The following is a 20,455-nucleotide window of genomic DNA, read 5'->3' as shown; positions in this document are numbered from 1 at the left end:
CCTGCAGGGAATCCCATCAGATTCAGTCAAGCAATGAAACGCTCTAGTGGATAGGGAGGCCCGGCGGCGTGGGCTGGGGCTACAGGGGGGCAGCCGGGCCTCCGTTGGGAGGTTTCGATGTCTCAACCAACAACGCCGTTATAGGCACCCCGGCGCTCTCGTGTAACCCGAGAATTTTACTGGATTACGCGCAAACCGCCGATTTTCCTTCTCGGCCCACGACAGCGCCGCGCGTCTTATAAGACACGCAAAGTCGCTGTAGCACTTTGAATTGCTGCATGTTTTTATCCTCGGCTACGATTTAAGGAAACATGCAGTAGGGGAGGCTGAAAAGCCGGGACGAACCCGGCTTTTCCGTTCAGATTCCGAGCATTTTCTTCGCCTCGCCGAGTGCCGCCTGCGAACCGGCGTGATCGCCGGACTGGTGCAGTTGTTCGCCTTGCGCCCGCAATTCCTTGACCTTGGCCATGTCGGCGTCGGAAAGGGACGCGTTCGGCAGAGCCGCGTCGATAGCGGCCATCATCGTGGGGCACTGATTGGCAAAGGCGGTCATCGGCGCGAGCGCCAGCATAAGGGCAATCGAAATCCTGATAATCATTGTCGCTCCTCCGGAGCCGGAGGGCACATGCCTCTCCGGCATTGAAGGAATGATAGTCCAGGACCGTTTCTACGCCAAGCTGAACAGAAAGCGCCGCGCACCCTGCCCGGCGCCCTACAGCGCCGCGCGCCTTATCAGGCGCGCAAAGGTCGCTGTAGCATTTTGAATTGCTGCATGTCTTTGTCCTTAAATCGAGGTCGATTCAAGGAGACATGCAGTAGCCTACAGGATCAGGTGTCGGATCACCATCACCACGATCCAGCCGACGAGCAGCATCCGAAGCGACGAGAGGCGGAGCCCGACCGCAAAGGCGACAAGCATCGACGTGGCCACGTCGAAGCCGCCATAGACGAAGGCGGGCGCCACCAGGGTCGTCAGCACCGCGGCCGGAACGGCGTTCAGCGCCGCCTCGATGCGCGGAGGAATGTGTTTCAACTGCGTGATCAGGACGTAGCCGCCGACCCGGGTGGCGAACGTGGCGACCGCCGCGGCGATGATCAGATAGATCAGGGTGAGGTGCTGGGCGTCCAAGGTTCAGGCCTCCTTTTCGATGGCAGGCATCTCACCTGGTTCCCGTTCCTGCGGCAGGCAGGCGGCAAGCAGGACGCCGGCGAGCGCGCCGATGCTGACATGCCAGGGCGAACCGACGAAATGCATGGCGGCAACCGAGGCAACCGCGCTGGCCGCGACAACGGGAAGGAAGCGGTCACGCTGGCGGAAACCGAGCACCAGGCCGAGGAAATAGATCGGCAAGAGGACATCGAGGCCGATCGCCTTCGGATCGCCGATCAGCTGCCCGAAGACTGCGCCGATCGCCGTGTTGACGAGCCAGGGGAAATAGATGATCAGGCCGAAGCCGAGATACCAGGAGAAGCTGACTGGAAGCCCGCGCTCGGCCCGCCTTTCGCTCTCCGCATATTGCGGATCGATGAGCAGGAAGAAGGCGAAGAACTTCTGGACCAGCGTGAAGTGGCGGATGTGTTTGGCGATCGAGGCCGAATAGAGCACGTGGCGGAAATTGACGGCGAAAACCGAGAGCACCACCAGCCAGGGCTGGACATTGTTGCCGAACAGCTCGATGCCGACCATCTGGCTTGCACCGGCATAGACCGCGGCGCTCATGAACACCGCATCGGCGATGCTAAAGCCGTTGTCGACGGCCAGCGCCCCGAACAAAGCGCCGAAGGGCGACGCCGCCACCATGATCGGGAAGCCGCCGCGCAGGCCTTCGCGGAACTCATCTCTGTTCATGGAATTCCTCCCGTCGGAGCGTCGGCGCGCGACCGACGCACCCGAAAGCTCCTTGTGCGGGACAGATAGGCCCTGCCGCAGGCCGCTACAATTCAATTACACTGATGCACAGATTGAATTTTCTGATGGCTGGACCAGCGCCCATGAGCCGCCAAGGGCTCGTACCCACTCACCCTCGCCGAAGCGACGCGGGATCCCTGTGACAGGACTGGGATGAGGAATTGCGCACAGGATCGGCCAGTTACGCGACGGATGCGCAGCAAGCTCGCCCCATGCGCTCAGCGCTTCACCTGGAACGTATGCTCGATGCCCGGGAAGGTGCGGGCCCTGACCTCGTTGGCATAGTCCTCAACAGCCTTCGAGATCGCCGGGGCGAGCTCGGCAAAATGCTTGACGAAGCGCGGCTTGAAATCGTTGAAAATGCCGAGCATGTCGTCGGAGACGAGGATCTGGCCGTCGCAGGCGGGCGATGCGCCAATGCCGATGGTCGGGCAACGCAGGGTCGCGGTAATCTCGCGGGCGACCGGCTCGACCGTGCCTTCGACCACAATCGCAAAGGCTCCTGCATCATCGATCGCCTTGGCATCGCGGCGGATCTTCGCCACTTCCTTCTCGTTGCGTCCGACTGAGCGATAGCCGCCGGTCGTGTTGACCAGTTGCGGCATCAGCCCGACATGGCCAAGCACCGGAATGCCGCGGCTGACGAGGAAATCGACGGTCTCGGCCATTTCCGCCCCGCCCTCGAGCTTGACAGCGCTGCAGCCGGTTTCCTTCAGGATGCGCGCCGCACTGCGGAAGGCCTGTTCCTTCGATTCCTGATAGGAGCCGAAGGGAAGGTCGATAACGATGCAGGAGCGTTCAGAGCCGCGCATCACCGCCTGGCCATGGGCGATCATCATGTCGAGGGTGACGCCGACCGTCGTGTCGAGGCCGTAAAGCACCATGCCGAGCGAATCGCCGACGAGGAGGAAATCCACATGCGGGTCGAGCAGCCGGGCGATCGGCGTCGTGTAGGCGGTGAGGCTGACGATCGGGCGCTCGCCCTTCAAGGATTCTATACTGGCGGGGCTCAGCCGCCGCTTCGTGGTCTGGACGCTCATTCTCAGGCAACCTTTGCAAAACGGGCGGATTTCGGGGCGATGACGCGATTGTCGAGCAGCTTCGTCGCGCCGAAGCGGACGAAGAGCAGGAGCAGCACCGGCTTCTCGCCGATCTCGCTGACCGGCTCGAGCGTCTGCGGATCGCGCAAGGCCACCACCTCGGGTCGCGCCAACGGCTCGCTCGAAAGGAATTCTGTGACGCCCTTCTCGACCAGGGCCGGGTCGGTGACGCCGCTCGCGATCAACCGATCGGCCTCGTCCAGCGCCTTCGGCACGATCGCCGCCGCCCGGCGCTCGTCCGTGGTGAGATATACGTTGCGCGACGAACAGGCGAGCCCGTCGGCTTCCCGCACTGTCGGGACTCCGACGACGGTAACGGGCTGGGCGAGATCCTCGACCATGCGGCGGATGATCTGGAGCTGCTGGAAATCCTTTTCCCCGAAATAGGCCCGATCCGGCTGGACGATGTTGAAGAGCTTGGTGACCACCGTCGCAACGCCGGCGAAATGCCCGGGCCGAACCGAGCCTTCGAGCTCGGAGCCCAGCTTCGGCAGGTCAACCACCGTCTCCATCGGATGCGGAAACATGTCGGCCACGCCCGGTGCGAAAAGAAAATCGACGCCGCCTTCGGTCAGCATCGTCTCGTCACGGGCAAGGTCGCGCGGATACTTGGCGAGATCCTCGTTGGGTCCAAATTGCAGCGGGTTGACGAAAATACTGGCGACGACCACGTCGTTCTCGCCGCGGGCGCGACGCACGAGTTCCATATGGCCGACATGAAGATAGCCCATCGTGGGCACCAAGCCGATCGTCTTGCCGGCGCGCCGGGACTCGGCAAGGGCTGCGCGCAACTCGGCGATGCTGGTTATGGTCTTCATCTCCGGACCCTCCAATCCGCCGGGGCGGCGAGACACGCCCCGCTCCGCTGATATGGCGCCTAGCCAGCTCCGCGAAAAGGCAATTGCACAAATTTTGGCTGCAAACCTCTATCTTGTGCGGCGCAAAAACACAAATGGAATTGGGCCGACGAAGGATCGCCGGGCCTCGGCTGATCGGGCACTTGAAAGCCGCAAACATGGCGCCAGATAATTTCTCTCCCACCTGTCGGCAGCGAGCATTCGCCTTCGTCCTTGGCACATCAATCATCTTCACGAGGAGCACCCCATGCGCATGATTTTCGTCAACCTGCCCGTCAAGGACCTGAAGGCCTCCCGAGCCTTCTTCTCCGCTCTCGGCTTTACCTTCAACGAACAGTTTTCCGACGAGACCGCCGCCTGCATGGTCATCGACGAAAATATCTTCGCCATGCTCCTGACCGAACCGAAATTCCGCAGCTTCATCATCGGCGAGATCAGCGACACGGCGAAGGGCACGGAGGTCATCACTGCGCTTTCCGCCGCGAGCCGGGACGAATGCGACGACAGGTTCGCAAAGGCGATCGCTGCCGGCGGCAAGCCGTGGAAGCCGGCGATCGACTACGGCTTCATGTACGGCATCAGTTTCCAGGACCTCGACGGTCACGTCTGGGAATTCGTGTGGATGGACATGACGGCGCAACAACAGGCTTGAACGGCCGGACCGACATCGAGGAAAGAACGCCCGCCGGGTCGCTCCCACGCGGGCGTTCTTCGTTCAAGCTGCTGCATGATTCCTTAAATCGGAATCGATTTAAAGAATCACGCAGCATTTCAAAGTGCTACAGCGACCTTAGCGTGTCCGATTGGACGCGCGGCGCTGTACGCGGGCGCGCAAATCGGCTACCCGCCGATCAACGCCAGCCACGCGTCCTCGTCCATGGTCTGAACGCCAAGTTCGCGGGCCTTGTCGAGCTTCGAGCCGGCACCGGGACCGGCGACCACGATGTCGGTCTTCTTCGAGACCGAACCGGCCACCTTGGCGCCGAGGCTTTCCGCCTTCGCCTTTGCCTCGTCGCGCGTCATTTTTTCAAGCGACCCGGTGAAGACCACCGTCTTGCCGGCGACGGGGCTGTCCGTCGCAACCGGCTTTCGGCGCTTTCAGGCCTCACCTCTTCAAGCAGGGCTGACACGACCTTGAGATTGCGCGGCTCCTTGTAGAACTCGACGATGGCGCGGGCGACGACCTCGCCGATACCCTCGATACTGTTGAGCTCGTTCCAGGCATCCCCGGCGAGGCTCCCCGCCTCGACCATCGCTTCGCCGAAATGATCGTAACTGCCATAGGAGCGCGCCAGCAGCTTGGCCGTCGTCTCGCCGACATGGCGGATGCCGAGCGCATAGATGAAGCGATGGAGCGCGATCGTACGGCGCTTTTCGATCGCTTCGAAGAGCTTCTCGACGCTGACCTTTCCAAAGCCATCGATGTTTTCAAGCTTCGTTAGCTCGGACTTCTGTTGCCGCCGCTTAAGTGTGAAAATCTCAGGAGCGGTGCGTATCTGCATCGCAGAATCTTCCGCCTCGAAAAAGAACTCGATCTGCTTTGATCCAAGTCCCTCTATGTCGAAGGCGTGCCGGGACACGAAGTGCTTCAGGTGCTCGACGGCCTGGGCCCGGCAGACGAAGCCGCCGGTGCAGCGGCGTACCGCATCCACCTTGCCGGTCTTCTCGTTGATATCGCGCACCGCATGGCTGCCACAGACCGGGCATGTGGCCGGGAACCGGTAAGGCTCCGCCCCCTCCGCCCGCTCGTCCATCACGACGTCGACGATCTGCGGGATGACGTCCCCCGCCCGCTGGACGATGACCATGTCGCCGATGCGGATGTCGCGCCCTTCGCGGATCGGCTCGCCGCTGTTGCCGATGCCGCGGATATAGTCCTCATTGTGAAGCGTCGCGTTGGTGACGACGACCCCGCCGACCGTGATCGGCTCCAGCCGCGCGACCGGCGTCAGCGCCCCGGTGCGGCCGACCTGGATGTCGATGCCCTTCAGCCGCGTGAAGGCCTGCTCGGCCGGGAACTTGTGCGCCGTCGCCCAGCGTGGGCTGCGCGAGCGGAAGCCCAACCGCGCCTGCAGGTCGAGGCGGTCGACCTTGTAGACGACGCCGTCGATATCGTAGTCGAGGTCCGGCCGCTCGCGCTCGATATGGTGATAGTGCTGAAGCAGCTCGTCTGCGGAAGACAAGCGCTGCATCAGCGGATTGACCGGGAATCCCCAGGCCTTGAAGGTCTCGACCATGCCGAACTGCGTCTCCGCCGGCATTGCGGAGATCTCGCCCCACGCATAGGCGAAGAAGCGCAGCTTGCGGCTCGCCGTCACTTTCGCATCGAGCTGCCGGAGCGATCCGGACGCGGTGTTACGCGGATTGACATAGAGCGGCCTACCCTGCGCCGCCATTTCGGCATTGAGCGCGGCGAAATCGGATTTCGCCATATAGATTTCGCCGCGGACTTCGACAACATCGGGCGCATCGGCCGGCAAGGTCTGCGGGATCATCCGGATCGTGCGGATATTGGCGGTGACGTTCTCGCCGGTCGTACCGTCACCACGCGTCGCCGCCGTGACCAGGCGCCGGTTTTCGTAGCGCAGCGACATCGAAAGCCCGTCGATCTTCGGCTCGGCCGTGAAGGCGATGGAATGATCCGGTAGTTTGCCGAGGAAGCGGTAGACGCCGGCGACGAAATCGCGGGCGTCCTCGTCGGAAAAGGTGTTGTCGAGCGAGAGCATCGGCCGCGCATGGACAACCGGCTGAAAGGTCAGCGACGGCGCCGCGCCGACCTTGCGCGACGGGCTGTCCTCGCGGATCAACGCCGGAAAGCGATCCTCGATCAGATCATTGCGGCGCTTCAGGGCGTCATAGTCCGCATCCGAGATCTCCGGCGCATCCTGTCCGTGATAGAGCGCGTCGTGGCGGGCGAGCTCGCTCGCGAGGAAGGCGAGCTCCTCCGCCGCTTCCGTTTCGGTCAGTTGCTCGACGGGTTTCTTCTCGTTCAGCATGGATGGCGACTCCGGATTGGGAGTCGTTTTGTAGAACAACCTGCGAGAAAGAAAAGCCGCTTTCCGGTGGCGCGAGCAGTCCTGACGGCATGCTTTGGGGCCGTCAACGCAACCGACAATATGCTCGCCTTTAACCGATAAGCATCAACGTCAGAATTGGCTCGCGACCGGCAGTGACACTCCGATTGTTCACCGAGGCGGTGCATTCAATCAGCGCTTCGTATTGCTCCGGACACCGGCGCATGAAGGACACAGCATCATCGATCCGAAGCGCGGCGACTTCACCCACCGCCACGGAAAAGGTCGTCATCCCACTCGAAGGGTCGTCGAGATAAGACATACAATCAATCCAAGCGTCCAGATTGCGGCCGTAGAACGCGGGAAAACCGAGCACCGTTTGGAACACGGAATGAAAACTCTGCCAATCGACGATTTCATTGGCAGGAATGGCGATAAATTTAGTTCTCATGTCCGACCGGATTATTAGTTGGCAAGCGCAGAGTCGTCTTTGTCGCCAGCAGCTATCCGTTTCCCGCCAGCAACCGCGCAGCCGCCGCCCTCGCCTCCTCGGTGATCGAGGCGCCGGCCAGCATGCGGGCGATTTCTTCGGTGCGCGCCTCGTCGTCCATGCGGGCGACGCGGGTCGAAATCATTTCGGCCTTTTGCGCCGATGGACCCTTCGAGATCAGGAGGTGCGTCGCGGCGCGCGCGGCAACCTGCGGCGCGTGCGTGACGGAAAGCACCTGGACGGTCTTGGACAGCCGCTTCAGCCGCTGGCCAATGGCATCCGCCACGGCGCCACCGACGCCCGTGTCGATTTCATCGAAGACCAGCGTCGGCGCCGAACCGCGATCGGCGAGCGCCACTTTCAGCGCCAGCAGGAAGCGCGAAAGCTCGCCTCCCGAGGCCACTTTCATGATCGGTCCCGGCCGCGTCCCCGGGTTTGTCTGCACGTGGAATTCGACGACGTCGATGCCGTCGGCCGACGGGGAATGGGGATTGCTCGCGACCTCGACCATGAAGCGGGCCCGCTCGAGCTTCAGCGCTGGCAGTTCTTCCATTACGGCGGCCGAGAGCGCGGTCGCCGTATTGTGGCGCTTTTCCGATAGCGCGCGTGCCGCGACGTCGAAAGCCGCTTTCGACTCGGCCACCTGCGTTTCCAGTAGCTTCAGCTTCTCCTCGCCGGCATCGAGATCGGCAAGATCGGCGATCATCCGGACGGCGAGCGCCGGCAGTTCAGTGACGGGAACCGAATATTTGCGGCTCGCGGCGCGCAGCGCGAAGAGCCGCTCCTCGACACGCTCCAGTTCCTTCGGATCGAACTCGGTGTCGCGCAGCGCCCGCTCCACCGCCATCTGCGCGTCGGAAAGCTGGTTGAGCGCCCCATCCAATAGCTCCACGGTCTCTTCCAGCAGGCCGGGCGCCTCGTGGCTCTTGCGTTCGAGCCGCCGGACGAGCGAAGCGATCAGCGGCACCGGCGAAGCGTTGCCGTTCAGGAATTCGCATGCTTCGCTGATGTCGCCGGCGATACGCTCGACCTTCATCATGCGCGCCCGGCTTTCGGCCAGTTCCTCCTCCTCGCCGTCCCGCGGAGCCAGCGCCTCGAGTTCCTCGACTGAAGAGCGCAGATAATCCGCCTCGCGTGCTGCCGCCTCGACGCGCTCGCGGTGTTTCTTGAGACCGCGCTCGGTGTCTCTCCAGGCGCGGTAGAGCGTCCCAACCTCTTCGGCCGTTTCGGTGGTCCCGCCGAAGGCGTCGAGCAGCGCCCTGTGCGCGTCGATGTCGACAAGCGCTCGGTCATCATGCTGTCCGTGAATTTCGACGAGCACCTGCCCGGCCTGGCGCATCAGCTGCACACTCACCGGCTGGTCGTTGATGAAGGCCTTGGTTCGGCCGTCGGCCGATTGCACCCGGCGGAAGATCAGGTCGCCGTCGTCGTCGATGCCGTTTTCGCGCATGAGAAGCCGTGCCGCATGGCCAGGCGGGACGTCGAAGACTGCGGTCACCTGCCCTTTATCTTCGCCATGGCGCACGAGCGAGCCGTCACCGCGGCCGCCGAGCGCCAGCGACAGGCTATCGAGAAGAATGGATTTGCCCGCACCGGTTTCACCGGTCAGCACCGAGAGCCCCGCGTCGAAGCTGAGGTCAAGCCGTTCGATCAGGACGATATCGCGGATCGAGAGCTGGGCGAGCATCCGGTGTCATATCTTCGTTGGAAGCGCCGAGGAAATCAGGCGCCGATGAGTTTCTTGCCGGCGCGCGCGATCCAGGACGTGCCGCTTTCGCGCGGTTCGAGACCGCCCGATTGCAGCAGCTTGTAGGAATCGGCGTACCACTGGCTGTCCGGGTAGTTGTGCCCGAGAACCGCTGCCGCCGTCTGCGCCTCCGCCGTCACGCCCATTGCGAAATAGCCCTCGACGAGGCGCGCCAGCGCTTCTTCGACCTGGTTGGTGTTCGGATATTGCTCGACGACGACGCGGAAACGAGAAATGGCGGCAAGATATTCCTTGCGCTCGAGGTAATAGCGCCCGACCTGCATCTCCTTGCCGGCGAGCTGGTCGCGCGCGAAGCGGATCTTTGACTGCGCGTCATCGACATATTCGGAGTCGGGATATTTATCGACGACCACCTGCATCGCGTCGATCGCCCTCTGCGCCGGCTTCTGGTCCTGCGTCACCGACGGGATCTGCTTCGTATAGGCGAGGCCTTGGATATATTGCGCATAGGCCGCGTCTTCCGACTGCGGATAGAGGTTCAGATAACGATTTGTGGAGTTGATGGCGTCCTGGTACTGGCCGTTGCGGTAGGCGACGAAGGCGTTCATCACCAGTGCCTTGCGGGCATATTCGGAGAACGGATGCTGCCGGTCGATCGCGTCGAATTTGCGCCCCGCTTCCGTCGTCTTGCCCGCATTCAGGTTGGCGAGGCCCTGGTTATAAAGCACTTCCGGCGGATCGGTCTCCGCGGTGAGCTTGGTGATATCGATATCCGGGTCGTTCTGGCAGGCGGTGATCAGGGTGCTGCCGGCGACAGCCGCAAGAACGACGGCGACGACGCGTACTGATTTTCTCATGTCAAAAGAAACTGCAAGGACCATCGGATATTCCCGTTTCACCTACAGCGCCGCGCGTCTTACCAGACGCGCAAAGGTCGCTGTAGCACTTTAAATTGCTGCATGTCCCTTAGCTCGAGGTCGATCTAAGGTGACATGCAGTAGCGGTTGGTATCCGCCAGACTTGCGCGTTTTAGAGCAAGTTGCCTCAAGATCGCAACGTCATGATCGGCAATTCATGCAAATTTGTGGCGTTCTGCCGGCTTTCCGCGGGTTGTGCACCCTTTTCCACCCGCAATTCGCCGCATCTTACTCCACTCACTATGAAAAACGCCGGCCTTTCGGCCGGCGACTGGAGAGAAGTGAGCTGTCTTTTTTTATGCCGACCAGGGCGCAAAACCCGGAGCGGCGACCGCGACCAGTTCGCGGGAGCGCGTGCGCTGGCGCTGGGATGCGGTTTCCACGACCTCATAGGCGGTCGGGTCGCTCAACAGAGCTTTGAGGGCATTGGCGTTCATCTTGTGGCCGCCGCGATAGGAGCGATAGCAGCCGAGGAACGGCGCGCCTGCAAGCGAAAGGTCACCCACGGCGTCGAGCGTTTTGTGACGGACGAACTCGTCCGCATAGCGAAGACCTTCGACATTGACGACCGTATCGTCGTCCGAGATCACCACGGAGTTTTCGAGCGAGGAGCCAAGCGCAAAGCCGGCAGCCCACAGCCTCTCGACGTCGCGCATGAAGCCGAAGGTCCGCGCCCGCGACAGTTCACGCTTAAAGACCCCCGGGGTCATATCGCCCTTCCACGCCTGACGGCCGATCAGCGGGCAATCGAAATCGATCTCGACTTCGAAGCGCATGCCGTCATAGGGCGTGAATTCAGACCAGGAAGCGCCCGATTCGATACGAACTGGCTTAAGGATGCGGATGTAGCGGCGCTTCACGGCCAGCGCCCGAATCCCCGCCTGCTCGATGGCGTCGATGAAAGGCTCGGAACTGCCATCCATGATCGGCATTTCCGCGCCATGCACTTCGATCAGCAGATTGTCGAGGCCAAGCGCATAGATCGCCGCCATGACATGCTCGATGGTGGCGATCGATGTCGCCGGCGAAAGGCCGAGGACGGTGCACAGATCGGTGTTGCCAACCTGGGACGAAACGGCCCTGAACTCGCTCAACCGCCCGCCGGCGAGAACCCGCTGAAAGGCAATGCCGGCATCAGCCTCGGCTGGATGAAAGGTGATCTCTACCTCGGCGCCCGAATGGACGCCAATTCCCTTGAGGGTTATCGGGCTTGCAATCGTTGTCTGAAACCCGAGCAATTCGATTCCCATTCTCTTCGTCACTTTCAATCAAATACGGCCGAAGCCAAACTCTTGCGGGACGGCGATTGTCAGCGCAGACCTACCAATCGTGACCGGCGGCTGTCGGCCGAAGCCACGTTCGAACTGACAGCGATGGAATCGCATGCGTCCCTTATCCGATGCTGAAAATAAGAGTTCGGAGGCACCATTCCAAATCACTGTTCGTTTCGCTTTGTTACGCAATTGATATGCGCACAATGGAAATTTCAACCTATTGAAATAAAACAGCAAAATGAAAATGCCCGGGCTATCGCCCGGGCACCGGCAAGGTAAAGGAACGGGTCGAGAATCAGTTCGATTGACGGCGCAGGAACGCCGGAATCTCGAGCTGATCGTCCTCCTGCGAGCGCATTTGCGGCGCTGCGCGACCATGATCGTCGAGCTGGCCGCGACGCGGCGCGTAGAGGCTCGCTTCCGGCGACAGCGGCCGGCGCTGCTGAGAAGCGGCACTCGGCGCCGCCGACGTCATGTCCGACGCGACGTTCTGGCTTTCCCGCTCGCGCAGCCCGAGCGAGCTGGTGATCCGGTTGAGGAGGCCCATCGGGCCGCGCTCTTCCTGAAGCGCCGCCGCGGGCTGTGCGCGGTGGTCGATCTCGGCCTTCACAACGGGCGGAAAGTCCTCGACCTTCGGCATGCGCACCGGTTCGGCGTGCTGGCGAACGACCGGAGCAGGCTCCTGGCGAACCGGCTGCGGTTGAACCTGCGGCTGAACCTGAGCCTGCATCGGAGCTTCGGCGGGCCGCGGCATCGGCTGCGTCGGGCGTGCTACGGCAACGGTTTCCACCGGGGCAGTGCCGGCAAAGAGCTTGCTCTGCGGGCGAAAGGCTTCTTCCTGGACCTGCGGAGCCGGCTGGGTGACCTGGGCGCGCGTGGCGATGTCGAGCTCGCGTTCCATTTCCGCTTCGCGGATAGCAAGGGCGATCTGATCGACCTGCTGGACCGGTTGCGGTGCGACCTGCTGCACCGGCTGCGGCTGGGGTGCCGGCTGCTGGATAGCGACGGGCTGCTGCGGGGCCGGAACGGCGGCAGACGGACGGACGATCGGCTTCGGCGCTACCGGACGAAAGTCGGCGGAACGGCCGGATACCTCGGCGGCTCCACGATCGATACCGGTTGCGACGACCGAAACCCGGATCAGGCCTTCGAGGTCTTCGTCGAAGGTCGCGCCGAGAATGATGTTGGCGTCCGGATCCACTTCCTCGCGGATGCGCGTTGCCGCCTCGTCCACCTCGAAGAGGGTGAGGTCGCGGCCGCCGGTGATCGAGATGAGCAGGCCCTGTGCGCCCTTCATCGAGGTTTCGTCGAGCAGCGGGTTGGCGATCGCCGCTTCCGCAGCGGCCATGGCGCGGCCTTCGCCGGAAGCTTCGCCGGTGCCCATCATGGCGCGGCCCATTTCGCGCATCACCGAGCGGACGTCGGCGAAGTCGAGGTTGATGAGGCCTTCCTTGACCATGAGATCGGTGATGCAGGCGACGCCCGAATAGAGAACCTGGTCGGCCATGGCGAAGGCGTCCGCGAAGGTCGTCTTGTCGTTGGCGATCCGGAAGAGGTTCTGGTTCGGGATGACGATCAGCGTATCGACCGACTTCTGCAGGTCGGCAATACCCTGGTCGGCGATACGCATGCGGCGCCCGCCTTCGAATTGGAACGGCTTGGTAACGACGCCGACGGTCAGGATGCCCTTGTTGCGGGCGGCCTGGGCGACGATCGGCGCAGCACCCGTGCCGGTGCCGCCGCCCATGCCGGCGGTGACGAAGCACATATGCGTACCCTGCAGGTGATCGATGATCTCATCGATGCATTCTTCGGCGGCCGCACGGCCGACTTCGGGCTGCGAGCCGGCGCCGAGGCCTTCTGTGACGGCAACACCCATCTGGATGATCCGTTCGGCCTTGGTCATGGTGAGTGCCTGCGCGTCCGTGTTGGCGACGACGAAGTCGACGCCCTGCAGGCCCGCGGTGATCATGTTGTTGACGGCGTTACCGCCGCCGCCGCCGACGCCGAAGACCGTGATACGCGGCTTCAGCTCGGTAATGTCCGGCTTTTGCAAGTTAATGGCCATAGTACCGTTCCTTCTCTTTTTCTGGCCGCCTTGCCGAGCCGGCCAAATCCTTCAAACTCAAATACCCGTCTGCCCGGCGCCCGACGTGCGCCGGTGAAACTCAGAAACTCTCTTTCAACCACTGGCCCATCCGGGCGATACGGCTGTTGCCGCCGCCCAGGGCGGAGAACACGCCGCCTTGGCTGGCATGCGTCTCGAGATCGGCGACCTGCGGATAGATCATCAGCCCGACGGCCGTGGAGAATGCCGGGCCCTTGGCGGCGGCCGGCAGGCCGGCAACGCCAAGCGGGCGGCCGATGCGGACGTTGCGCGCCAGGATCCGTCGCGCCGATTCCGGCAGGCCGGTCAACTGGCTGGCGCCGCCCGTCAGCACGATGCGCTTGCCGACGATCGGGCTGAAGCCGGACCGTTGGATGCGATCGCGGATGAGCTCCAGCGTTTCCTCGATCCGGGCGCGTACGATGCGCGAGACAAGCGCGCGCGGCACGTGGGTCGGCTGGTCGCGGTCGTCCTCGCCGATCGGCGGGACGGAGACGATGTCGCGTTCGTCGGCGCTGTTCGGGAGCGCCGAGCCATGCACGACCTTCAGGCGCTCTGCATCCTCGATCCGCGTCGAGAGTCCGCGCGCCAGATCGGTCGTCACGTGATGGCCGCCGAGGTTGACGGCATCCGCATGGACAAGCTTGCCTTCGGCAAAGACCGAGATGGTCGTCGTACCGCCACCCATGTCGATTGCCGCGCAGCCGAGCTCGACCTCGTCGTCGACAAGGGCGGCGAGCCCGCTCGCATAGGGAGTGGCAACAATGCCTTCGACGGAGAGATGGGCGCGATTGACGCAAAGCTCGAGGTTCTTCAACGCCGCCCGTTCGGCGGTCAGAACATGCATGTCGACGCCGAGCACGTCGCCGAACATCGCCAGCGGGTCGCGGATGCCACGCTCTCCGTCGAGCGAGAAGCCGGTCGGCAGCGAATGGAGAATGGCCCGATCGGTCCTGAGCGACTGCTGGCCGGCAGCGGCGAGCACCTTCTTGAGGTCGTTCGCGTCGACTTCCTGGCCGCCGAGATCGATCGTCGCCGTATAGACGTCGCTCTGCAGGCGGCCGGCCGACACATTGACGATCAGGCTGTCGATTGTCAGCCCTGCCATCCGCTCGGCTGCGTCGACGGCGAGCCGTACGACGCTTTCGGCGGCATCCAGGTCGGCGATGACGCCATTCTTCACACCGCGCGACTTCTGGTGGCCGATGCCGATGATCTCGATATTGTGAGTGCGGCCGGGCAGGATCTGGCTCTCGGCGCGCGGCGTCAGCCGGCCGATCATGCAGACGACCTTGGTCGAGCCGATGTCGAGCACCGAAACGACGTGCGACCGCTTCGAGGAGAGCGGCTTCAGACGCGGCAGGCCGAAACTGGCGGAACCGAACAGACTCATATCCGCTTCTCCTGCGCCTTCAGCATCTTCTCCCTCGCCTTCAGCGCCACTTCCCGGCGCGCAACCGCTTCTGGTGTGAGCTGCACCGTCGTGCGGTCCTCAAGCCTCAAATCGACAGCAGCGATATCGCGCTCGAGAAGCTGATGACCCTCTTCCATCCCTGCGAGAACCCGCATCGCCCGGGCGACGTCCTTCTCCGGAAGTTTGACGACGACGCCGTTGTCGAGGCGCAGATCCCAGCGCCGGCCAGAGACACGCACGAAGGCCTTGACGCGCGAGCGGAATTCCGGCCAGCGGGAAAACTCGTCATAGAAGGTAGCCGCAGCCGTCTCGGCATCGCGGCCGACGAAGAGCGGCAGTGCGGCGAACTTGTTGTCCCGCAAAGGGGCAATCACGCTGCCGCTGCGCTCGATAAGCGACAGGTCAGAGCCGTGCTGCCAGATGCCGAAGGCCTGGCGCTCCTTCAGGTTCACCTCGATGGTCGCCGGGTAGATCTTGCGCACGGTCACGCTCTCCACCCACGGCAATTCGCCGATCAGGCGGCGCGCCTCGGCGATATCGAGCGCCACGAGCGAGGTTGTCCCGTCAAGTCCGAGCTGCTGGAGAATGTCGATCTCGGAGGTCTGCTCGTTGCCGGAGACCCGAACGTCTTCGATGGCAAAGCCCGCAGCCGTCGTCGAAGCCTGCGCGAAGTTCTGCGTGTGACCGCCGAGCGACATGCCGTAGAGGCCGGTCGCCAGAAGAAAAGCTGCAGCGGCGACCGTACCGGTATGGGCGGGAAAGCGGACGCGGCCAGCCCCGAGGCTGACCAGAAAGCGGACGCCCTTGCGCAGCGGGCGCGGCAAAACGAATGCCTCGTCACCCTCGGCGGCGACGCCGAGCGCAGGACGAACCCTTCTGCCCCTTCTGCCCCTCAACGCAAGCACGATGCGTCCTCCACCATCCACCTTAGAAACTCACCAAACTGAAGGCCCGCATGCTGCGCCATTTCAGGCACCAGGGAGGTCGGGGTCATGCCGGGCTGCGTATTGATCTCCAACCAGATCAACTCGCCCTCGCCATCGCCGCGATCATCGAATCGGAAATCGGATCGACTGACGCCGCGGCAACCGATCGCCTGATGCGCCTTCACCGCCAATGATTGTATTTTTTGGTAAATATTTGGTGAAATCTGCGCCGGAATGACGTGTGTCGAACCGCCTTTTACGTATTTGGAATCATAGTCGTAGAAGGCATGCCCCTGCGGGATGATCTCGGTGACGCCAAGCGCCACGTCGCCCATGACGCCGCAGGTGAGTTCGCGGCCGGCAATGTAACGCTCGACCATGACCCGGTCGCCGTAGCGCCATTCGCCGGAGGTGATGACCTGGGGCGGATGCGACTGGTCTTCCTTGACGATGACCACGCCGAAACTCGACCCTTCACGGACCGGCTTCACCACGTAGGGCGGCTTCATCGGGTGGACATTGCCGAAGTCGCGGCGGTCCATGATCAAAGCCTCGGCAACGGGAATGCCGGCGGCCTTGGCGACGTGCTTGGCCTGCGCCTTGTCCATCGCAAGCGCCGAAGCGAGCACGCCGGAATGGGTGTAGGGAATCTCCAGATATTCCAGAATGCCCTGGATCGTCCCGTCCTCGCCGAACGGTCCATGCAGGGCGTTGAAGACGACATCGGGACGCAAATCGGCGAGCACGGCGGCCACATCACGCCCGACATCGACGCGGGTGACGCGGTAACCCTCGGCCTCCAAGGCATCTGCGCAAGCCGCCCCGGAAGACAGGCTCACCGGCCTCTCCGAGGAAAATCCGCCCATCAGGACAGCAAGATGCCTGCCGCTCATTCAGACCCCCAAACAGTACGCCACTATCGCAAAGCTTGCTTGCGTCTGGCTGTTTCCGACAGCCCGAGTCGCGAGATCTCCGCGTAGGGCCACTACAACGACATTATGGTTAATGAATCGTTTACTTTGGTTAACTCTTGTTGCGGTGCCCGCAGTCGCCGTCAGCGAGAATCGACCAATACACAGGGCTTCGACGCTGAATCGGCACTTTGTAAGGCGGACGCGAGAAATGTCCCGCACGTCCCGCGAGCCTTTCGGCGGAGGCTCAAGAAACAGCAAAAAGCCGCGGCGGTTTCCCGTCGCGGCCCTACCGCATGTTTCATTATGGCCGTCTCGCCTCAGCCCGTGGCGCGGCCGAGGAATTCCTTGATCTCGTAGCCCGGCATGAAATTGCCGATCCGCTTGATTTCCCATTCCAGCTTGATGCCGGAATGCTCCAGCACTTGCGCGCGCACCGTCTCGCCGAGATATTCGAGTTCGTAGCCGCTCGCCTGGCCGGTATTGATCATGAAGTTACAGTGGAGCGGCGACATCTGCGCGCCGCCGATCATCATGCCGCGGCCACCAGCTTCGTCGATCAGCTTCCAGGCCGAATGCCCCTCCGGATTCTTAAAGGTGGAGCCGCCGGTCTTCTCGCGGATCGGCTGCACCGTCTCGCGATGCTGGCGCACCGCATCCATGTCGTGGCGGATCTTCGCCTTGTCTTCCGGAAAGCCCTCGAAGATCGCATGGGTGAAAATCAGATCCTTGGCGGCGGCGGTGTGCCGGTAGGAGTAGCCCATGTCGGCATTGCTCAGCACATACCTGTTGCCCTTGCGGTCGACCGCGTGGACCTCGACGACGCGTTCGCGCGTTTCGCCGCCATTGGCGCCGGCATTCATCCTCAGCGCGCCGCCGATCGAGCCCGGGATGCCGTAATAGAAATAGAAACCGCCGATACCATGGTCGAGCGCCATCGCCGCGATGTTCTTGTCCGGGCAGATCGCCCCCGCCTTGATGCGGTTGTCCCCGACGATTTCCAGGTCGCCGAAGCCCTTGGCGGAGAGGCGAATGACGACGCCTGGAATGCCGCCGTCGCGCACCAGCAGGTTCGAGCCGACGCCGATCACCATCACCGGCACTTCCTCCGGCACCAGCTTCAGGAATGCGACGAGATCGTCGGTGTCGTGCGGCTGGAACATGAGCTCGGCGAGCCCGCCCGCGCGAAACCAGGTCACCCGGTCCATCGGGGCATCGGGCGTGATTCGACCGCGGATTGCACTGACGCCGCTTCCGAGCGCGTCCAGGAGTTTCTGACCGTTAACCTGCTTCATGCTTCAACTTCCTGAAATTTCCGCGAGTTCCTTGGGAAGCGCCGCGGCCCAATAGGTGATGCTGCCAGCCCCCAAGAGAACCACAAAGTCACCCGGCTGCGCAATCTTCGAGACGACCGGCGCGAGTGCTTCCGGGCCGGTGAGGTAGCGGGCATCGCGATGGCCGGCGGCCTTGATACTGTTGACGAGCGTCTCTGAATTGGCGCCGTCGATCGCATCCTCGCCTGCCGCATAGACCGGCGCGATCAGGATTGTATCCGCATCGTTGAAGCAGGCGGAGAAATCCTCGAACAGGCTCGACAGTCGCGAATAGCGGTGCGGCTGGTGAACGGCGACGATGCGCCCCTGGCAGGCCTCGCGCGCCGCCCGCAGGACCGCCTTGATCTCGACCGGATGATGGCCGTAATCGTCGAAAATGCTCGCCCCGTTCCATTCGCCGGTAAGCGTGAACCGGCGCTTGACGCCGCCGAAGGAGGCGAGTCCCCTGGCGATCGCCTCCGGCTTCATGCCGAGGCGCTGGGCGACGGCGACGGCGGCCGTGGCGTTCGAGACATTGTGGCGGCCGGGCATCGGCAGGCGCAAGTCCTTGAGCTGGATCACCTGGCCGGTGCGGCGGCGGCGGATCTCGACATCGAAGATAGAGGTTGCGCCGTCCATTCGGATATTGTGATAGCGCACGTCGGCCTGCGGGTTCTCCCCGTAGGTCACGACCTTGCGGTCCTCGATCTTGCCGACCATGGACTGGACTTCCGGATGATCGAGGCACAGAACTCCGAATCCGTAGAAGGGCACGTTCTCGACGAACTGCCGGAAGGCAGCACGCACGGCGTCGAAATTGCCGTAGTGGTCGAGGTGCTCCGGGTCGATATTGGTGACGACGGCGATGTCGGCCGGGAGCTTCAGGAAAGTACCATCGGATTCGTCCGCCTCGACGACCATCCACTCGCCGGCGCCCATGCGCGCATTCGTGCCATAGGCATTGATGATGCCGCCATTGATCACCGTCGGATCAAGGCCGCCCGCGTCGAGCAGCGCGGCCACCATCGAGGTCGTCGTCGTCTTGCCGTGCGTGCCGCCGATGGCAATCGCATTGCGGAAGCGCATCAGCTCGGCCAGCATCTCGGCGCGGCGCACCACCGGAAGGAACTTCTCGCGCGCCGCGATCAGCTCGGGATTGTCCTTCTTGATCGCCGTCGAGACGACCACCACTTCGGCGTCGCCGAGATTCTCCGCCTTGTGGCCGACCGAGATCCTGATGCCCTTTTCGCGCAGGCGCTGCACATTGGCGCTGTCCGACTGGTCCGAGCCCTGCACCCGATGGCCGAGATTATGCAGCACCTCGGCGATGCCGCTCATGCCGATGCCGCCGATCCCAATGAAATGTACGAGCCCGATGGTCTTCGGCATTTTCATGAGCGTGCTTCCTTGAATTTCGCGACTGTCGAGCCGCTCGCAATAGCCTCTACCAGGGAGGCAAGCAAGCGCGCGGCATGCGGTTTGCCGGTTTCGCGGGCGTTCGCCGCCATCTGCGCCAGCGCCTCGGGGGTGTTCATGGCGTCGGACAGGATGCCGGCGAGCCGTTCGGCGCTGAGCTCCGCCTGGGCGATGACCCGCGCCCCGCCCTTGGCGGCAAGTGCCGCGGCATTTGCCGCCTGATCGTGATCGAGCGCGTAGGGATAAGGAACGAGGATGGCAGGGCGACCAATCACGGAGATTTCCGAAACGGTCGAAGCGCCGGAGCGGCAAACCACCAGATGCGCCGAAGCGATGCGCGCGGCCATATCGGTAAAGAAGGGCGACACGTCGGCCGGGACGCCGAGCTTGTCATAGGCCGCAGTCACGCCTTCCCGGTCTTCCGGCCGCGCCTGCTGCGTCACCCTGAGCCGCTGGCGTTGCGCGTCGTCGAGACGGCAGATCGCCTGCGGCACCGCCTTCGAGAAAAATTGCGCGCCCTGGCTGCCGCCGAAGACGACGAGACGGAATGGCCCGCCATTCGGCGCCTTATAGGCGACGCCGGCCGCCTCCAACACGGCGGGTCGAACCGGGTTTCCGGTCGTCACGGTTTTCGCCGCGAAGGTTCCAACCCCCTCGGGAAGAAAGCCGCCGGCAATCGCCTGTACCCGCGAAGCCAGCATCTTGTTGGCGCGGCCCATGACGGCATTCTGCTCGTGAATGACCGACGGAACGCCCAAGCCGGTCGCCGCAAGCAGCGGAGGCACCGTTGGATAGCCGCCGAACCCGACGACCGCCTTGGGCCTGTGACGGGCAATCAGACGCCGCGCAGCGCGCAGACCTGTCCAGAGTTTCCAGACCGACTGCGCGAACTTGATCGGATTCTTCGAGCCGATCGTGGCGGATGGGACGATGTGTACCTCGTCGGCCGGGAACTTTCCCGCATAGCGCTCGGCACGGCTATCGGTCACGAGATGCACGGCGTAGCCGGATGCCTTCAGCTCATGCGCAAGCGCCTCCGCGGGAAAGAGGTGCCCGCCGGTCCCTCCGGCTGCCAGAAAAATGATGCCCTTGTCCATGT

General features: G+C 63.1%; 17 protein-coding genes and 1 pseudogene. 1 reads left to right on the top strand and 17 read right to left on the bottom strand.

What is annotated here, in order from left to right:
• Positions 1-358 precede the first annotated feature (358 nt).
• The 5 genes from N181_RS12710 to panC form a co-directional block, all read right to left on the bottom strand.
• On the bottom strand, positions 359-598 hold the full coding sequence (locus N181_RS12710) for a hypothetical protein (RefSeq protein WP_037396893.1): 240 nt from the start codon (positions 596-598) through the stop codon (positions 359-361).
• 222 nt (positions 599-820) lie between these two features.
• Positions 821-1,129, bottom strand: a complete 309-nt coding sequence (locus N181_RS12705) for an AzlD family protein (protein ID WP_037396897.1) — start codon at positions 1,127-1,129, stop codon at positions 821-823.
• 3 nt (positions 1,130-1,132) lie between these two features.
• Positions 1,133-1,849, bottom strand: a complete 717-nt coding sequence (locus tag N181_RS12700; RefSeq protein WP_037396901.1) for an AzlC family ABC transporter permease — start codon at positions 1,847-1,849, stop codon at positions 1,133-1,135.
• A gap of 278 nt (positions 1,850-2,127) precedes the next feature.
• Positions 2,128-2,949: a 3-methyl-2-oxobutanoate hydroxymethyltransferase gene (panB, locus tag N181_RS12695; RefSeq protein ID WP_037469262.1), complete on the bottom strand. Its 822-nt coding sequence runs from the start codon at positions 2,947-2,949 to the stop codon at positions 2,128-2,130.
• A 2-nt stretch (positions 2,950-2,951) separates the two neighbouring features.
• Positions 2,952-3,827 carry a pantoate--beta-alanine ligase gene (gene panC, locus N181_RS12690; RefSeq protein WP_037396909.1) on the bottom strand — a complete coding sequence of 292 codons (876 nt, stop codon included), beginning with the start codon at positions 3,825-3,827 and terminating at the stop codon, positions 2,952-2,954.
• Between the two features lie 286 nt (positions 3,828-4,113).
• On the opposite strand from panC, the gene N181_RS12685 reads away from it, so the two are divergent.
• A complete protein-coding gene (locus tag N181_RS12685; RefSeq protein WP_060563414.1) occupies positions 4,114-4,518 on the top strand; it encodes a VOC family protein in 405 nt (134 codons plus the stop codon).
• A 188-nt stretch (positions 4,519-4,706) separates the two neighbouring features.
• Here the strand turns inward: N181_RS12685 and ligA are convergent.
• From ligA to murG, 12 genes and pseudogenes are all read right to left on the bottom strand, one after another.
• Positions 4,707-6,862 (bottom strand): annotated as a pseudogene (gene ligA / locus N181_RS12680) (NAD-dependent DNA ligase LigA).
• A 130-nt stretch (positions 6,863-6,992) separates the two neighbouring features.
• Positions 6,993-7,331: a barstar family protein gene (locus N181_RS12675; RefSeq protein ID WP_037396919.1), complete on the bottom strand. Its 339-nt coding sequence runs from the start codon at positions 7,329-7,331 to the stop codon at positions 6,993-6,995.
• Positions 7,332-7,383: 52 nt separating this feature from the next.
• Complete coding sequence (recN, locus tag N181_RS12670) at positions 7,384-9,057, bottom strand: DNA repair protein RecN (protein ID WP_037396922.1); 1,674 nt, start codon at positions 9,055-9,057, stop codon at positions 7,384-7,386.
• A 35-nt stretch (positions 9,058-9,092) separates the two neighbouring features.
• On the bottom strand, positions 9,093-9,959 hold the full coding sequence (locus tag N181_RS12665; RefSeq protein WP_037431034.1) for an outer membrane protein assembly factor BamD: 867 nt from the start codon (positions 9,957-9,959) through the stop codon (positions 9,093-9,095).
• A gap of 332 nt (positions 9,960-10,291) precedes the next feature.
• Positions 10,292-11,245, bottom strand: a complete 954-nt coding sequence (gene lpxC / locus N181_RS12660; RefSeq protein WP_037396927.1) for a UDP-3-O-acyl-N-acetylglucosamine deacetylase — start codon at positions 11,243-11,245, stop codon at positions 10,292-10,294.
• A gap of 319 nt (positions 11,246-11,564) precedes the next feature.
• Entirely contained in the window at positions 11,565-13,337 is a 1,773-nt protein-coding gene (gene ftsZ / locus N181_RS12655) for a cell division protein FtsZ (protein WP_037431030.1), read from the bottom strand.
• A 100-nt stretch (positions 13,338-13,437) separates the two neighbouring features.
• The gene (gene ftsA, locus N181_RS12650; protein ID WP_037396948.1) at positions 13,438-14,769 is read right to left on the bottom strand and encodes a cell division protein FtsA; all 1,332 of its coding nucleotides are present in this window, start codon (positions 14,767-14,769) and stop codon (positions 13,438-13,440) included.
• Positions 14,766-15,695, bottom strand: a complete 930-nt coding sequence (gene ftsQ / locus N181_RS12645; RefSeq protein ID WP_037396952.1) for a cell division protein FtsQ — start codon at positions 15,693-15,695, stop codon at positions 14,766-14,768. The genes ftsA and ftsQ overlap by 4 nt, the downstream gene beginning before the upstream one ends.
• Positions 15,683-16,609, bottom strand: coding sequence for a D-alanine--D-alanine ligase (locus N181_RS12640; RefSeq protein ID WP_037396955.1), 927 nt, complete (start codon positions 16,607-16,609; stop codon positions 15,683-15,685). The genes ftsQ and N181_RS12640 overlap by 13 nt, the downstream gene beginning before the upstream one ends.
• Before the next feature lie 338 nt (positions 16,610-16,947).
• Positions 16,948-17,922, bottom strand: coding sequence for a UDP-N-acetylmuramate dehydrogenase (gene murB, locus N181_RS12635; RefSeq protein WP_037396958.1), 975 nt, complete (start codon positions 17,920-17,922; stop codon positions 16,948-16,950).
• A gap of 3 nt (positions 17,923-17,925) precedes the next feature.
• Positions 17,926-19,335, bottom strand: a complete 1,410-nt coding sequence (murC, locus tag N181_RS12630; RefSeq protein ID WP_037396961.1) for a UDP-N-acetylmuramate--L-alanine ligase — start codon at positions 19,333-19,335, stop codon at positions 17,926-17,928.
• Positions 19,332-20,453: an undecaprenyldiphospho-muramoylpentapeptide beta-N-acetylglucosaminyltransferase gene (gene murG / locus N181_RS12625; protein WP_037396962.1), complete on the bottom strand. Its 1,122-nt coding sequence runs from the start codon at positions 20,451-20,453 to the stop codon at positions 19,332-19,334. The genes murC and murG overlap by 4 nt, the downstream gene beginning before the upstream one ends.
• Between the last annotated feature and the right edge of the window lie 2 nt (positions 20,454-20,455).

Origin of the sequence: Sinorhizobium fredii USDA 205 (genome assembly GCF_001461695.1) — a bacterium.
Classification (GTDB): domain Bacteria; phylum Pseudomonadota; class Alphaproteobacteria; order Rhizobiales; family Rhizobiaceae; genus Sinorhizobium; species Sinorhizobium fredii.
Note: the sequence above shows the minus strand (reverse complement) of the source record. Positions and strands in the feature narration are given on the sequence as shown.